The organism is Providencia sp. PROV130, from assembly GCF_028482225.1.
Classification (GTDB): Bacteria; Pseudomonadota; Gammaproteobacteria; order Enterobacterales; family Enterobacteriaceae; genus Providencia; species Providencia rettgeri.
The window spans coordinates 38,891-55,062 of record NZ_JAMPQC010000015.1 but is presented as its reverse complement, the minus strand read 5'-3'; the positions used below and the strand labels follow the sequence as shown (position 1 = coordinate 55,062).

The 16,172-nt window shown below is 40.9% G+C and carries 17 protein-coding genes and 1 pseudogene; 15 read left to right on the top strand and 3 right to left on the bottom strand.

What is annotated here, in order from left to right; genetic code table 11:
* Window positions 1-41 precede the first annotated feature (41 nt).
* The 12 genes from PSF28_RS11000 to PSF28_RS10945 all read left to right on the top strand — a co-directional run bounded on the left by PSF28_RS11000 (window position 42) and on the right by PSF28_RS10945 (window position 9,153).
* The gene (locus tag PSF28_RS11000) at window positions 42-356 is read left to right on the top strand and encodes a helix-turn-helix domain-containing protein (protein ID WP_004907614.1); all 315 of its coding nucleotides are present in this window, start codon (window positions 42-44) and stop codon (window positions 354-356) included.
* A gap of 10 nt (window positions 357-366) precedes the next feature.
* Window positions 367-597, top strand: coding sequence for a helix-turn-helix domain-containing protein (locus PSF28_RS10995; protein ID WP_210839958.1), 231 nt, complete (start codon window positions 367-369; stop codon window positions 595-597).
* Between the two features lie 169 nt (window positions 598-766).
* A complete protein-coding gene (locus PSF28_RS10990; protein WP_004907609.1) occupies window positions 767-1,303 on the top strand; it encodes a fimbrial protein in 537 nt (178 codons plus the stop codon).
* Window positions 1,304-1,370: 67 nt separating this feature from the next.
* Window positions 1,371-1,907, top strand: a complete 537-nt coding sequence (locus tag PSF28_RS10985) for a fimbrial protein (protein ID WP_210839935.1) — start codon at window positions 1,371-1,373, stop codon at window positions 1,905-1,907.
* 90 nt (window positions 1,908-1,997) lie between these two features.
* Window positions 1,998-4,667 carry an outer membrane usher protein gene (locus PSF28_RS10980; protein WP_210839943.1) on the top strand — a complete coding sequence of 890 codons (2,670 nt, stop codon included), beginning with the start codon at window positions 1,998-2,000 and terminating at the stop codon, window positions 4,665-4,667.
* 69 nt (window positions 4,668-4,736) lie between these two features.
* Complete coding sequence (locus PSF28_RS10975) at window positions 4,737-5,513, top strand: fimbria/pilus periplasmic chaperone (protein ID WP_228367295.1); 777 nt, start codon at window positions 4,737-4,739, stop codon at window positions 5,511-5,513.
* A 39-nt stretch (window positions 5,514-5,552) separates the two neighbouring features.
* Entirely contained in the window at window positions 5,553-6,161 is a 609-nt protein-coding gene (locus tag PSF28_RS10970) for a fimbrial protein (RefSeq protein WP_210839946.1), read from the top strand.
* Between the two features lie 10 nt (window positions 6,162-6,171).
* Window positions 6,172-6,708, top strand: coding sequence for a fimbrial protein (locus PSF28_RS10965; RefSeq protein WP_247605450.1), 537 nt, complete (start codon window positions 6,172-6,174; stop codon window positions 6,706-6,708).
* 10 nt (window positions 6,709-6,718) lie between these two features.
* Window positions 6,719-7,216 carry a fimbrial protein gene (locus PSF28_RS10960; protein WP_272664493.1) on the top strand — a complete coding sequence of 166 codons (498 nt, stop codon included), beginning with the start codon at window positions 6,719-6,721 and terminating at the stop codon, window positions 7,214-7,216.
* Between the two features lie 2 nt (window positions 7,217-7,218).
* Complete coding sequence (locus PSF28_RS10955) at window positions 7,219-7,731, top strand: fimbrial protein (protein ID WP_042851490.1); 513 nt, start codon at window positions 7,219-7,221, stop codon at window positions 7,729-7,731.
* An 18-nt stretch (window positions 7,732-7,749) separates the two neighbouring features.
* Window positions 7,750-8,280 (top strand): fimbrial protein, encoded by a 531-nt coding sequence (locus PSF28_RS10950; RefSeq protein ID WP_210839951.1) that lies wholly within the window; start codon window positions 7,750-7,752, stop codon window positions 8,278-8,280.
* 6 nt (window positions 8,281-8,286) lie between these two features.
* A complete protein-coding gene (locus tag PSF28_RS10945; protein WP_210839953.1) occupies window positions 8,287-9,153 on the top strand; it encodes an MrpH family fimbial adhesin in 867 nt (288 codons plus the stop codon).
* Window positions 9,154-9,511: 358 nt separating this feature from the next.
* Here the strand turns inward: PSF28_RS10945 and PSF28_RS10940 are convergent, their stop codons facing one another.
* The gene (locus PSF28_RS10940; protein WP_047756975.1) at window positions 9,512-9,727 is read right to left on the bottom strand and encodes a YccJ family protein; all 216 of its coding nucleotides are present in this window, start codon (window positions 9,725-9,727) and stop codon (window positions 9,512-9,514) included.
* A gap of 180 nt (window positions 9,728-9,907) precedes the next feature.
* Between PSF28_RS10940 and PSF28_RS10935 the strand changes: the two are divergent.
* Window positions 9,908-10,033 (top strand): annotated as a pseudogene (locus PSF28_RS10935) (FGGY family carbohydrate kinase); the annotation flags it as partial.
* 321 nt (window positions 10,034-10,354) lie between these two features.
* Here PSF28_RS10935 and dcuC read toward each other — a convergent pair.
* Entirely contained in the window at window positions 10,355-11,725 is a 1,371-nt protein-coding gene (gene dcuC, locus PSF28_RS10930) for a C4-dicarboxylate transporter DcuC (protein ID WP_004907576.1), read from the bottom strand.
* Window positions 11,726-11,759: 34 nt separating this feature from the next.
* Window positions 11,760-12,935: a cystathionine beta-lyase gene (gene metC, locus PSF28_RS10925; protein WP_210839956.1), complete on the bottom strand. Its 1,176-nt coding sequence runs from the start codon at window positions 12,933-12,935 to the stop codon at window positions 11,760-11,762.
* 392 nt (window positions 12,936-13,327) lie between these two features.
* On the opposite strand from metC, the gene purB reads away from it, so the two are divergent.
* Both purB and PSF28_RS10915 read left to right on the top strand, forming a co-directional pair.
* Complete coding sequence (gene purB / locus PSF28_RS10920; RefSeq protein ID WP_109912793.1) at window positions 13,328-14,695, top strand: adenylosuccinate lyase; 1,368 nt, start codon at window positions 13,328-13,330, stop codon at window positions 14,693-14,695.
* Window positions 14,696-14,772: 77 nt separating this feature from the next.
* Entirely contained in the window at window positions 14,773-16,152 is a 1,380-nt protein-coding gene (locus tag PSF28_RS10915; RefSeq protein ID WP_210839109.1) for an MmgE/PrpD family protein, read from the top strand.
* Window positions 16,153-16,172 lie beyond the last annotated feature (20 nt).

Sequence of the window (16,172 nt, the reverse complement as noted above, 5' to 3'; positions counted from 1 at the left end):
AGTTAAATTAGTAAATCATTCAGTTTCATGAGGAGGATTTTATGCAATCTAACTTATCTCCTAAAGAAATTGTTGGGAGCAATATACATAAAGCTCGCCGAGCTAAAGGGCTAAGTGGTTCTGAGCTAGCTGACTTACTTTTATGCTCACAGCAACATGTTTCACGTATTGAGCGCGGCGTTATTCGACTACACCTAGAGCAAATTAAGCAAATTGCGAACTCGCTTGATATTGATATTAATTGTTTATTAGATGGCGTTGGATTTCAAAATAACTCAGTAAATTATATCCATAATATGGAATGTTATTTTAAAGCTGAAGGATGGTTTTCAGGATCTAGTCAATTTATGAAATAGGCTTAACCTTATGTCAGAAAATATAATAAAACCAACATTTAATATTATTGTAGGAAAAAAAATAAAAAAACACAGAAAAGAAATGAAATTAACTGCTGAGGAGTTAGGGAGATATATCGGTGTAAGTCAGCAGCAAATTTCTCGTTATGAATCAGGCATTAATCACATTAATATTGATTTTTTATCTCAATTATCTGAGTTATTTAAAGTACCAATTCAAGTTTTCTTAATAGAAGACTAAATATATTTTTAATTATTAATAATTAAATTTAATTTTTAGTATTTGATTTTTTTAAATCAAATACTAGTGCTTTGCTTTTTTCCAGTTCATTGCAAATAGAGTGTCTGCAATGAGCAATGAAAACTGACACTCATTCTTTATTTAACAAAAAACATAGGACTTTATATTCATGAAAATGAAATCTATTGCAATGGCAACTTTTATGGCTCTGGGTTTAGCTTCTGCAGCAAATGCTGCTGATCAAGGCCACGGTAAAGTAACGTTCAAAGGCGCTATTATCGATGCTCCATGCTCAATCTCTCCTAGCTCAATCGACCAAACAGTTGAATTAGGCCAAATTTCTAACATGGCATTAGTTGATGGCGGTAAATCAACTCCACGTCCATTCGAAATCACTTTAGAGAACTGTGATATCACTAAACTGACTAAAGGTGTTCAATTAACCTTTAGTGGTGCTGCTGCATCTTTCGACAATACCAATAAAACACTGGGTATTGTTGGTACTGGTGCTGGCGCTGGTGTTCAGATCACTAATGGTAGCGGCAATGTGGTGACTTTAGGAACAGCTGCACCATTCCAACAAGTTCAAAATGGTAACAACACACTGAATTTCGCTGCTTACTTAAAAGGTAATGGTGGCGATATCGACACTATCACTGCCGGTGACTTTAGCTCAGTAGCGGATTTCACTCTGTCTTACGAGTAATTCATCTTGAGCCAACAAATTAATTTGTTGGCTCATTCCGACTGAATTGGGTGTAAGAGAGGAAGCAATGAATCATTCGATAACCAGTGGAGTGTTTTCATTGATCTTAAGTATAGGCACGTTGACTGCGGTATCAACTGCACATGCTCAAGGCTCAGTGAGTATGAATGGAAGCATTATTGAAACAGCATGTGCAATTGATGTCGGCAGCCGTGATCAAACTATTGATATGGGAAGTATTGCGCTGACTCAAATTCGCCGTGATGGGCAAGGACCTGCTCGCCCTTTTGTTATCCGATTAGTGAATTGTGTTCTTGAACGCCAAAATCCTGACAAACCGAATTGGCAATACTTTCGCGTAACATTCGATGGCTCCCATGACAGGGGGTTATTTGGAGTAAACGGACAAGCTCAAGGTGTTGGATTACAAATTCAACGTGAGGGAGACGGTGAAATTGCCATACCAGGCCAAGGAATGTCAGTGAGCGCACTAACAGCTGGAACAAAAGATCTCACCTATCGGCTACGGTTGGTAGCGAACAACCACCCATTGGCATCAGGTCAATACTACAGTCAATTACGTTTCAAACTGGATTATGAATAGTCGGTTCCTCTAAGAAATGAAGATCTCCTGTAGGATGAGCTTCGCGAGCGAAATGACATTACGGATAAAAGAACGCAAAAGAAGGTCGAGATGATGACCCTGAATTTCATTCACACGCCTGTGTTACGGATAACTCGGCCTTGCAGATTAGGGCTTTTAGTCGCGCTGGCTATCAGCTTTGGTGGTCACGCATCCGATATTACATTTAATATGGATATGCTAGACGTCAATGATCGAAACAACATTGATTTAAGCCAATTTGCGCGTCCAGGCTATCTCATGCCTGGTGAATACAGTTTTACGGTTTTCTTAAACAAGCAAAGCATGCCGGAAGAAACTGTCTTTTACTATGCGCCTGAAGGTGAGTCGGATGAAAGTCTCCCTTGCCTGAACCCTGCTTTAGTTGAAAAGTTCGGTATCAAGCCTGAATTGATGTCGACATTGAAGTGGTGGCACGAAGGACAGTGTTTATCACTTGAAAGTTTACCCGGAACTGAGGTTAAAGCCGACCTTGCGACTTCGGCTATGTATATTAGTTTGCCGCAAGCCTACCTCGAATATACCGCTGAGAATTGGGATCCTCCCGCACGCTGGGAAGAAGGGTTACCCGGCGCATTGTTTGATTACAACTTAAATGCACAAGTGGGCCAGCAAACCCGCTCAGGACAACAAACCAACTACAGTACCAGCGGTAATGGGGTTGCTGGTGTTAACTTGGGTGCTTGGCGTGTTCGCGCTGACTGGCAAATGCGTATTGATAAGCAGCAAGGACAAAGCACGACCACATCACTAGATTGGACTCGTTATTATGTCTACCGAGCAATCAAATCATTAGGTGCAAAACTCACTTTAGGTGAGGATTATTTAACCTCTGATATTTTTGATAGTTTCAGATTCACAGGGCTTAGTTTGGTTACCGATACCAATATGCTTCCACCCAATCTACGTGGATACGCACCAGAAATTACTGGGGTCGCAAAAAGTAATGCGACAGTTATTGTGAGCCAGCAAGGACGAATTATTTATCAAACTCAAGTCGCTGCGGGCCCATTTCGTATCCAAGACTTGAATGATGCATTAGCTGGCCAAATCGATGTTGAAGTTAAAGAACAAGACGGTTCAACACAGAATTTCACTGTCAATACTGCAAGTGTTCCGTATTTAACACGCCCAGGACAACTGCGTTACAAATTAGCCGCTGGGCGCCCAACAAATTGGCGCCATCATGTTAGTGGCGATACCTTTGCAAGTGGCGAGTTCTCTTGGGGGGTTAACAACGGCTGGTCACTGTATGGAGGTGGAATTGGTGCGGAAAACTATGCATCCGCGGCTATAGGGATTGGTCGTGACTTAATGGTATTCGGTGCATTGTCATTCGATATTACTCATGCCCGGGCGCATCTAACCAACTTAAGTGATATTAGCGATAAAACGTATCGCGGAAGCTCGTATCGTTTAAGTTACTCTAAACGTTTTGATACCTATAACAGCCAAGTGACATTTGCTGGATATCGATTCTCTGAGCAAGGTTTTATGAGTATGTCTGAGTATTTGGATGCGCAGGAAACAGGTGCTCGCCAATACAACAGCAAAGAAATGTATACCATCTCTTATAACCAACAGTTTTCCGAGTTAGGGCTAAGTGCGTTCATCAACTATTACCATCAAACCTATTGGGATCAACCCGATAACGACCGCTATAGTATTTCATTAGCGCGCTATTTTGATATTGGTAAATGGAAGAATCTTAGCCTCAACTTGACGGCCTACCGAAATCGTTATCGTGAAAGTAATGATGACGGCGTATATGCGTCACTCACAGTGCCTTGGGGTGAAAAAAGCTCCGTTAGTTATAACAGTAGTTGGGATAAAAATGATAACTCACAGCGTGTGAGTTACTACAGCACCATCGATGAGAGAAATAACTATCAGCTAAGTACCGGATGGGCGCGTTCAGGTGCGCTCGTGAGTGGCTATTACACTCATCAGGGAGACTTAGCACAGCTCAACGCAAACGCAACATACCAACAAGACCGTTATCGGTCTGCGGGGTTCTCTTTGCAAGGTGGTTTCACTGCAACAGAGAAAGGTGCCGTACTGCATCGTGGTAGCCAAATTGGCGGTACTCGCATATTTGTTGATACCGATGGTGTACCTAATATTCCACTACGTGGTTACGGCTCTATTGTGCGTACCAACCGCTTTGGACAAGCCGTTATTAGTGACGTGAATAGCTATTACCGTAACCAAATTAGCGTTGATTTGAATGCATTACCAGATGAAGCGCAAGTGTCTCAATCTATAAAGCAAGGCACTTTAACAGAAGGGGCAATTGGCTACCGTCAATTTGATGTTGTCGCAGGAAACAGTGCGATGGCGTTGTTAAGGCTATCGGACAATAGCACACCACCTTTCGGAGCAATAGTCTTAAACGGTCGTGGTCAGCAAGTCGGTATGGTGGGTGATGATGGAAATACCTATCTTACTGGTTTAAATGCAAAAGATACCTTGCAAGTTCGTTGGGATGACCAAGTGCAGTGTGAAATCACACTCCCTGATACCTTGCCAGAAGATGAATATTTACAGGCAAGCTGGTTACTACCGTGCCACAAACCGGGAGCAAAAGCCGCATCGCCAGCGACCATAAAAACACAATCAGCGAGTCGTGCATTAGAAGCAATGCCGAAAGCAGCAGAACTGGTTGTGCCTGTAGTTGAAAGAACGGCGCCAAAGGAACCAAGTCGCTGGTTACAAAAATAATAAAAATGGTGGTACGCAAAGAGCGATGAGTGCTCCTTAACCATAGAAGATAACAATATGATGAATAACATGATGAAAAACAAATTAATGAACAAAAAAAATGCCCATAGAGCAGTATTCGCATTGGCTGGCGTTGTGTTGACTTCAACAACGCTATCTTCTGCTCAAGCGGCAGTTGCATTAGACAGAACTCGAGCGATTATTACGGGAGACGAAAAATCGATCAGTTTAAATATCAGCAATGAAAACAAACAATTACCTTATCTTGCTCAAGGTTGGGTGGAAAATGAGAAAGGTGAAAAAATAAGCGACCCATTTACGGTATTGCCACCGGTGCAACGTGTTGAGCCAGGGGCAAAAAGCCAAATCAAAATCCAAGCACTGCCAAGTGCAGCGGCACTGCCGCAAGATAGAGAATCCGTGTATTACTTTAATTTGCGTGAGATACCACCAAAAAGTGATAAGCCCAATACACTGCAACTGGCGTTACAAACACGTATCAAATTGTTTTATCGACCGAAAGCCATCATTCCGACACGTGAGCAAATGGATAACCCATGGCAGGAAAAAGTGACTCTTACTCGCCAAGGTAACCAGTATACGATTAATAACCCAACAGCCTATTACGTTTCTTTTGTCGATGCTGTTCCCAACAAAAATGGACAAACGGTCGCAGGGTTTGAGCCAGTGATGGTGGCACCAAAAAGCAGCAAAGCACTGAACGTCAGTGCAGACGCATTAGGTAATAAACCTGTGCTGACCTATATCAATGATTACGGTGGTCGTCCAACACTGTCGTTTACATGTCAGGGAAATAGCTGCCATGTGGTACCTGAAAAAAAATAGACTGATTTGAAATGCGCGATGAGATAGCAGGAGAATATCATGGCAAACACAAGCAGGATGCTCCGTTATGTGGGCTTAGGAAGTTTAGCGCTGAATTTATTCAGTAACATGGCGATGGGAACAGCTCTAAATAAAGTTGATAACTGGGATGTAGATGGTTCACATGGCACGCTATATGTCCATGGGGCCTTGACGGAAAGTGCTTGTCGTTTAGCAATGTCATCAGCATATCAAACTATTAATTTAGGTACTGTGGGAACCGGACAGCTTCAGCATGTCGGGCAAACAGGTCATCCTGTTGCGATTGAACTGCGTTTAGAAGATTGTCTAAGTGGTGAAAGCCGCAGCCGTACTGCACAGGGAAATCTTTTGTGGAGCCAACAAATGCCTTCAATGAAGATCCGCTTTTTGGCTCCTATAGATACTCAAGACCCGCGCTTGGCAGCTGTTATCGGTGTTCAAGGGATTGGCCTGCAATTAAGTGATGCAGCGCGTTCGCCAATTAACTTAGGTGAGTACAGTACACCACAGTTGGTTTCACCTGGACAAAACCAATTAACTTACTATGTAACGCCGGTACGTACCTCCGCTCAACTGAATGCTGGAGCTTATCAGGCGTTAATTAGATTTCAGGTAAGTTATGAATAGGAGCATGGAGATGAGAGGAACTTATTTTCTTACGATATGCTTTAAAGCGCTTGTCCTCGCTGGGGTAATTCTCTTTGGTGCTCTGATTTCACTCAGTTTTTCTTACAATGCTATCGCTGCAAACCTAAGCACTAATATCCAAATCCGCGTGACGGTATACGGTGAGCCGGAATGTACCCTTGGCGGTGCAACAACGACTTCGGTAGATTTTGGCGATATACATCAGGCAAAGATTGATGGTACTTATGGGCGCTCACCTATTAATTACAACTTGATATGTAATGGCTTATATAAGAATACATTAAAGATGACGCTGAAATGGACTGATAGGCAAATTAATGGTGAGTCATCCGTGACAACCAATCTCCCGAATTTAGGTATTGCCATTTACCGTGATGGAACCCGCCTTAGTAATGGTGCGACACTCAATTTTAATTATGGGAGTTCGCCTGCTTTGTATGCCGTCCCCGTTAAGCCTACAGGAGTAAACTTAACATCAGGTGGGGATTTTACGGGCAATCTCACGATGGTATTGGATTACCAATAGGATGATATCAATGAAATTATTCCGTTATCTTCTCTCGGTCTGCATGATGCTTAGCCTGTTTAGCCAAAGCCAAGCAGCAACACTTGGTATCCAGCTAAAAGGTCGATTATTGGTGACACCGCCCGAGTGCATTTTGAATAACAACCAACAAGAAACTATACATTTTGGCGATATATTGCTTCCGCGTATTGATGGAGTTCAATACAAGCGTACTGTACCGATGAGACTCAGCTGCACAAATCTAGCGAAAAACGCTATAAAGCTCACGCTTGTCGGTGATGGAACATCATTTAATAGCAATGGCGCATTAAAAACGAGTAACCCAAAACTCGGGCTTTCCTTTTATGTGAACAATGCTAAGCAAGTTATTAACCAGCCTTTCAATGTGTTATATACAGCGCTGCCAACCTTGGAGGTTGCTCCAGTAAAAAACAGTAATGCCAATTATACGAATACCGATGGCGGATTTTTTACAGCGCTGGCAACACTGAAAATTGAGTATCAGTGAGAATGATTATGTGGAATAACAATCAAATTAAGCATTGGATGGCAGGATTTATAATGGTGATGTCCATATCTTCAGCGCAAGCAAATTGGGCATTTGATGGTACGTTAATTATTCCTCCTGTTTGCCAATTAAGCCATGACGACCCGATAAAGGTTTCATTCGGTAAAGTCGGTGTACGAAAAATCAATGGTACCGCCTTCAAGCAATCTATTCCTTTTCAATTAGATTGTGTTGGCGATATGACACAACCGTGGGATATCAGCTTGATATTCGGAGGAACACCTGCGGGAAGTGGATTTGATAATGCGACATTAAGAACGGTGACACCGTTGAATAATGGCAAATTAGGAATTCAAATTCAGAAAAATGGCCAACCTCAACCATTGAATGAACCCTTTTTGATTAATGCGGCTTCACTACCATCCCTTTCAGCGGTTCCTGTCATGCGCTCAGGAAGCGAACTCGTAGGGGATAATTTTACTGCATCAGGCACGTTAACCATTATTTTTGAATAGGAGGCGGCAGTCATAACTATGAATGTTAAACGTAATATGAGCTTTGCCTTTGGCTTATGGTTTTTGGGTGCCACTGCCGCTTTTTCTGCCAATGTGGAATTTGATGGCACGCTAATTGAAGATGCTTGTGACGTTTATCCTGGCGACGAATCGATTGAATTAGATTTCGGAACGATCGTGGATAAATACCTGTATCTGAATACTCAAACAAATAGCCAACCTTTTACCATTCGCTTAATCAATTGCGATTTAGCGTTAGGCCATGAAGTGAAAGTCACATTTATGGGCGCAGAAAGTTTGGCTTTACCTGGTTTATTAGCGTTAGATGCTGGAAGCCAAGCAACAGGTGTGGCGGTTGGTATTGAAAGTATTTCCGGTGCGGCAATCAAAATTAATAGTGGCAGTTATACCCAAGGGTTGTATACCGGAAATAATAATGACCTACGATTTCAAGCGTATGTGAGAGCTGAGCCAGTTGCATTGCAAAATAAATCAATTGTGCTCGGTTCATGGGCTGCGAGTGCCACGTTCAAATTAGATTATGAGTAAATCATTATGTATGCGAAAAAAGCAAAAATATACGGAATGTTAAATACAAGCCATTTGAGTATTTTATTATTAATCATCGCATTAGCGTTTCTATTTCCTTCTCGCCCTGCCAATGCGATTGCGTATGTAATGCCTGTGAGTATGACCTCTGGAGCTTGGCCTCGTGTTGAGATGGACATTCTTTCTTGGAGTGAAGCAAGTGGTGTTACTAACCCTTGTTATGGATCAACCGAATGCTGGGTAGGCCCTGATGTTCTGTATGCATCTGGTGCGCCGTCGTTGAGTGGATCTTGCTTAGATTATGGTAACTGCATTCGAATTAACCAGTATCGAACAGCGGAAGAAGTCGCAGCGGCTTTTCGTAGTGCAAAAGGAATTCCTTATCGTGCATCGTTTGTCATTGATAGCCCAAATGCGACTTGTATTGGATTATTCTATGTTAACCATAAACCAACCCCGGGAGTTAGGAATGCAATCCAGTGGCCAGGTAGCGTCTGTGGTAAAATCCCACCTACAAATCAAACATGTAGTATATCTCTGCCTGCTTTTGTTAATCACGGGGCACTCAGTAACACGAGTTTAAATGGTAAAACAAACTCAGTTTCTGGCAATATCACTTGTACACAGGCGACAAATATCAATTTATTTGCTCGTTCAACCACGGGTGAGCGTTATGTATATTTAAATTCGACTTCTAACTTTTATTCAAATCCATTAATTAATAATCAAAATGGCTGGAATGGCGCGAACATGAACATTTCTGGGAATAATGCGGCGAATTCATTTACATTCACTTCTGAATTACATGCATCAGGAACGGTAACACCTGGGTATTACACTGGAAATGCAGTCGTCATTATTGCATTTAATTAGTTAATCAAAACCTTCTAACCCAATTCACTGACTTGATAGTTGAGAAGCGTATTTTTTAATAAAATACGCTGCTTTTATGAATATTAATTAGTTTTGCTTTTCATATCTAGGCACTGATATTTCTTTCAGTGCCTGATTTATCAAGCTTATTACTAATAATCCAATCAACGGTTACTGCTACAAAAATAATCACAAAGCAAATAGTCATTCTGTGATGGCCATCTTACTTTTGTTTTTACGCTATTCTCAAAAATATCCAGTCTTTTAATGGCAAATAATATAAATTAACACTTTATAATCGCTAATAAAAACCTCGCCTTCGCGAGGTTTTTATCTCTTCAGAAAAGCTCAAAACGAATTATACATTTTTCCTTTCGATGGTTTCTTCCCCCCAATATAGCCTATCCGCAGTAGTCTTCGAAAAGGCCAGAGGTAAAACTTCATCAGAACCTTCTTCCCAAATTTGTTCCGCTAACACTTCATCATTATTCGCTAATTCAAAAATAGCTTGAGCAATTTCAATTGAGGTTTCTCTAACTTTAGCCCATTCAGCTATATGGTGAGGATCTTTCATTATTCGCTCCTGATCAAATGGTTCTGGTAGAAATATTGAGAGATTTCAAGTCTGTGAATAAGATCACTACGACTTTAAATATATTGCCATTTTTACTTTTTAGTGACGATCTATTGAGCCCGCCACTATTCACTCACTCTAGTATATGACGATAAGTTAAGTAATAGGGATAAAAAAGTCATGAATATTCGCCATGTTGTTGCTATTGATTTAAGCGCATCTAGCGGTCGTGTCATGTTGGCTTGCTATAATGTGCATAATAAAAAATTATCATTAGATGAAATTCATCGTTTTACAAACCATTTGATCACTAAAGGTGAGGTTAATGGCCACTACCGTGTTCTAAAAAACATTATGAGGTTATGGTTATTCCAACGTATTTGCCTCGAGCACGATGTGCAAGATATTTGCAGCCTCATTGCTATTGAATGTATGCTCGAGAGTATCTCAAATATTTTTTGTATTAATGACTGAACATAAAAAGATAACTAACCAAATAATCACATACCCATACTATCATTGATGATAGTTTTTGATAAAAGGATGAATAATAGCCCTCCAATCAATAAAAAAATCCCTTAAACCGAAGAGTAACGAAAAGTTTAAGGGATAAATGCGCAAGTCTAATTAGAAGTATAAGAAGTAGAAAGTTACAACAAGGTTAACTATTGCGGCAACTGCCATTGGGATTGCCGTCCGTTTTACTATTTGAAACGGTGAAACCCCCGCAATCCCTGCAATTGCAACAATTGCTGCAGTGATAGGTGAAACTGTACGTCCAAAGCTTGTCATGATCTGCATTGGTAAAATGAGCGTCACCACATCCACTTTGAGAAAAGCAGCAATTTTCGGTGTCAATGCAGCAAAAGAGAAGAATGCTGCATTCCCTGAGCCCATTAGGAACGCCGCAAGTGCAAGGATGGCACTCATAACAATAATCATCGCCCCGATACCAAAGCCAGCATCTTGAGCAGCACTAATTAACGTATCCACCGCTCCACTTTTGAGTAATCCATTTGCGAAAAACTCCCCTGAAACAATCAAAGAAACCACTAAAACAAACTGTTTCCCCATGCCTTCAAAGAACAACATAAAGCTGTCCATGACGGCTTTCGCATCACGTAAACGGACGTATTCAAAAATCAGTGCAATGACAGTGCTGATGATCATCGCAGTGGTGACTTCCAACTTAATATATGGATGTAATAATGGGCTAAATCCGATAATTAAGATCAATGGAATAACTGGTAACAACGCATAAGACAATGGAACTTTATTACCGCTATCTTCTTTAATAGAATCAATTTTGCTCAAATCAAAAACAAACCCCTCACGCTTATCCCACCAACGCTGGATAAAGAAATGGGTGATTGCCACTGCTATAATAATAGGGATAGTTACGGGTAATTGATACTGAACAAAGTAAACGGCGGGTTCAATATCTGCTGTTTTCGCTGCCATAATGACATTACCGGAACCGGGTCCATGGTCAATAAACTGGCAACAACCGATAACTGCTAAAGCAGAAAGCGGGCTGATACCTGAACGAATTAATATTGGGTACATAGTCACCATTAGTAGCATCCCCAACCCGGCATGGCTTGGAATGAAAATAACGAGAATTTGCGTTACTAAAAATGAAATCACTAATAACAAATAAGGTGATTTAATAGTCTTTAGTGGCTTTTCAAAAATAGCAAATAATGCGCGACTTGCCCCCACATGCTCCATATAACGGGAGAATCCAGCAATCGCCATTAATGTTAACCCTAGACCTGCTAATCTAGAACTCATGATATCAGTAAAAATTTGGAAGATATCAAAGTACTTAAAATGCGTAGTTTTGTTTTCTGGTAACAATGAATTAAGATCTAAAGATGCGGTTAGGAGCAGCAAAAGCAAGCCCCCTAGCAACAAGACTGGCTGAGGCTTATAACCTCGAGCCAGCAGGTAAACAACCAGCGCTGTAACTAGCGCGGCAATGATTAAACCTGTCATAGAAGAATTCCCCAGTATTGGTGCAGCTTTATTGTTATTGGTTTAATGTTGAAAATGCTTGTGTAATATCGGATATCAAATCATCCACAGACTCCAAGCCAATATGTAAACGAACAAAAGGCCCGTGGCCTTCACGCCAATCTGATGCTGTTCTTGCACCGACTACGTTAGCGGGTAGTGCGAGGCTTTCGAACCCACCCCACGATGCACCGATACCAAACAGGGCTAAAGCATCAATAAAGTTTTCTGTTTGCTTAGTGGTATATTGTTTTTTGAATTCAATGGTTAATAAGCCGTTACTACCTTTGCAGTCACGCTTCCATAGATCATGTCGTGGATGAGATGGTAATTCAGGGAACCAGACTTTTTCCACTTCAGGACGCGTTTCCAGCCATTGTGAAATCGCTAACGCGGCTTTGCCATGCGCAGCTAATCGCTGCCCTAAAGTCCGCATTCCTCGTAAAACTAAAGCTGCATCATCGGGGCTACTGGCTTGACCTAAAGCTTCTGGCAAGGCACCAATTTTTTTCCAAGCTTTTTCTGTCGCGACCATAATTCCCATCATCACATCAGAATGCCCGCAGAGGTATTTTGTTGCTGCAATTACAGAAACATCCGCGCCTAATTCTAGTGGATTATAAAGCCATGCTGAGCCCCAAGTATTATCAACGCCGACAGGAATATCTCGTTCATGCGCGATGCGGCATATTTCGGGTAAATCCAACATTTCATAAAGTAATGAACCTGGGGACTCAACAAAAATAAGCTGTGTATTACTCTGAATTTTTTGTTCAAAATCTGAGCCATCTGTTTTAAAGAAGCTATAGGCAATATTGTTTGGTTTTAAAAAAGCATCGGCAATTTTGCGCACAGGCTCATAAACCGAATCCACAAACAATACATGCCCACCACTATGTACATAGCCCATAATAGTGACGGCAATCGCGGCTAGACCTGTAGGAAATAACTGTGCTCTATAACCTCCTTCTAATTCAGTTACCAAGCTTTCAAGTGCAAATGCTGTTTCTGTACCTCGCGCACCGTAACTTAAAACACGTTCCGTTGCGCGGCGATCGCGAACATCACGCCAGCTTTTAATTGAATCAAAAACAATAGTGCTCGCTCGCATTACTGGTGGATTGATTGGTCCTGATGTTGTAATAGTTTGTCGTCCACTATGTATCAATTTTGTATATTTATTTAATGTCATTATTTATTTCTCCAAATATAAGAATAGATCCCCTGATAATTAAAAGGAAGATTATTTATTTTTGATAATTTTTAATTCATATTATGTATATCAAATTACTTTTCTTTTAAAACATGTCTTATTTAAAAAGATGATCTTCATCATACAAATGAGCATTAATTAAATTAATGAAAACTTAAGAGAAAATTAAGAATTAAAATCGATAGATAACAAACAATAAATAAAAATACAACTAATTGATTTTAATGGAATTATAAATACATAAGAAAGCCTTTAATTAACATTAATCTTATTAAGGTGTTTATTTTTATTATTTGTTGCATAAATAAAGAAACTCTCTAACAAATAATTGATTTTTAATTTTCAATATTATTCTTACACAGGGGAATATTATGGGTACTAGTGTTTTTGATTCGGTATTATTAAAGAACTTATGGTCTACAGAAGAAATGCGAGCTATTTTTTCTGATAAGGTCAGAATGCAAAATTGGCTTGATTACGAAGCAGCATTAGCAATTGAACAAGCTGAATTAGGCTTGATTCCAAAGCAAGCTGCGAAGATCATTGCTGATACAGCAAAACTGGAAAAGTTAGATATGGATTTCATCTTAGAGCAAGTGCGTTTAACTCGTCACCCACTTGTTCCAACCATCCGTGGTTTAGAGCATGCTTGTCCTGAACATTTTGGTGAATACGTCCACTTTGGACCCACGACACAAGATGTTATGGACACAGGCTTAGTGCTTCAACTTAAAGAAGCTCATAACGTTTTTTTACGTGATATCAAAATATTAGGGCGTTCTTTATTATCGTTAAGCGAAAAGCATCGCAATACACCAATGGCAGGACGAACCTTAGCCTTACAAGCCTTACCGATTACCTTTGGACACAAAACTGCAATTTGGTTAACGGAATTAGCACGCCATTATCAACGATTAAAAGAAATCGAACCTCGCTTATTCGTTGGTAGCGTTGTTGGCGCTGTTGGAACTAAGGCCTCATTGAGCGACAAAGCAGATGAGCTTGAAGTTCGTGTATTAAATCGGCTCGGTTTAGGCACTCCTGAAATATCTTGGCAACCCGCTCGCGACCGATTTAGTGAATATGGCATGCTGATTGGTTTAATTAGCGGCACGTTAGGAAAAATTGCCAATGAAATTTTATTATTAGCTCACAATGAAATTGATGAACTTTCAGAGCCTTTTAGTAAAGGTCAAGTTGGCTCCTCAACGATGCCACACAAACGTAATCCTGCCATTGTCGAAAATGCGGCATGTGTCAGTAATACATTGAAAGCTAATCTTTCAGTACTTACCGACATGATGAAACACCAACACGAAAGAGATGGTGCGATTTGGAAGATGGAATGGAAAGTGATGCCAGAAATGTGCCTGATGCTTTCGGTGATCTTCGATAACATGAAAACGGTATTAGGGGGATTAAACGTGCATGTCGATAAGATGCGCCAAAATTTAGATATTTTAGGTGGATTTATGCTCGCTGAGCGCGTCATGTTTGCTTTATCAGACAAAGCGGGTAAACAAACTGCCCATGAAATTGTTTATGAAGCTTCTATGTCTGGCCAAGAAGAAGGCATCACCTTTATTGAGGCCATTAACCGTGACACGCGCATTCGTGACCATATAACGCAAGAAGAACTTGATGCCCTATTAGATCCAACGACCTATGTGGGAAATGCTCCTGAACAAGTCACTCGAGTAATAGAACAAACCAAAGCATCCGGTTGGCTTAATGACTAATTCATTTTAGCAAAGTTTAAATCTCTACTTTCTTAAAGCCAGTCAAGTGCTGGCTTTTTCATTCACCAGAGGTATCTATGACATTAAGCCAACAGCTAAGCCAATTTATCACATCCCTATCATTTTCTGATATTCCACCGCAGGTTGTTGAACGCGCCAAATATCATTTACTCGATACATTAGGCGTTGCACTTGCCGGAAGTCTCCAACAAAGTGCAACACAATGCCGTAAGGGAGTCGCTTATTTACCTGATCATCAAGGAAAAATTCCAATTTGGGGAAGTAACCAAACCGTTTCAACTACCACCGCCGCTTTAGTAAATGGTATTTCTTCACATGCATTAGATTTTGATGATACACACACCGACTCAATCACTCACGGTAGTGCCGTACTTACCCCTATCGCCTTTGCACTCGGAGAACATTTACAAGCAACAACGCAAGAGCTCCTTACTGCATGGATTATTGGCTGGGAAGTTGCTGCCAGAGTGGGGTTAGCAAGCCACAGCGGATTCCATCAACGCGGCTTCCATTCTACCGCCATAGCCGGTATTTTTGGCTCGACAGCTTGTGCATCTTCATTACTTAAATTAACTCGGGAACAAACGGTTCATGCTCTTGGACTAACAGGAAGCCAAGCCAGTGGTGTTGCTGAATACCTAACCAATAGCTCGTCTGCAAAATGTTTTCATGCGGGCTGGGCTGCGCAATCAGGCATTATTGCAGCTTGTTTAGCTAAAGGCGGAATGACAGGGCCAGAAACTATTTTTGAAGGGCGCTATAGCCTGTACCAAACACATGGTCTTCGTGAAAATGCGCATCCCGAGCAAGTCACCCAAGACTTAGGTAATGTTTGGCAGTTAATGAATGTTTCCATTAAACCCTATCCTGCTTGCCATTTTGCTCATGCCACTGTCGATTGTGGGAGACGATTATTACAACAAGGAATAACCCTCGAGCAAATTGCTAAAGTAGAATGCGTTGTCGATCCCGTTGCAGCTGCCTTAATTTGTGAGCCACCAGAACAAAAATGGGCTCCTCAGAGTGCCTATGCAGCGAAATTTAGCCTCCCGTGGTTGTTTGCCGCAGGCTTTATCGAAGACAAATTAACATTAAGTTTGCTCTCAGCCCAAAATTTACAGCGAACAGATATCCAAAACCTCGCGAAAAAAGTCAGTTATCGTTATCCCACTGAAAATGAAATTCCTTTTCCAACCTATTTTCCCGGCTTAATTTTTGTCACATTAACTAATGGTGAAACAATAACGGAACGATTAGATATCCAATACGGTAACCCACAAAATCCAATGTCGTTGGAGGATATTGTGAGCAAATTTTATGACAATGCAGAGTTGGTAATGAAAAATGAACAAGCTGCGCAGCTTGCTAAAAGTGTATTGTCCTTCGAAACGAAAACTATACCGGCTATCACACAGTTATTGCGTGTCGGTATTTAATAATACCGACTAACGAATAG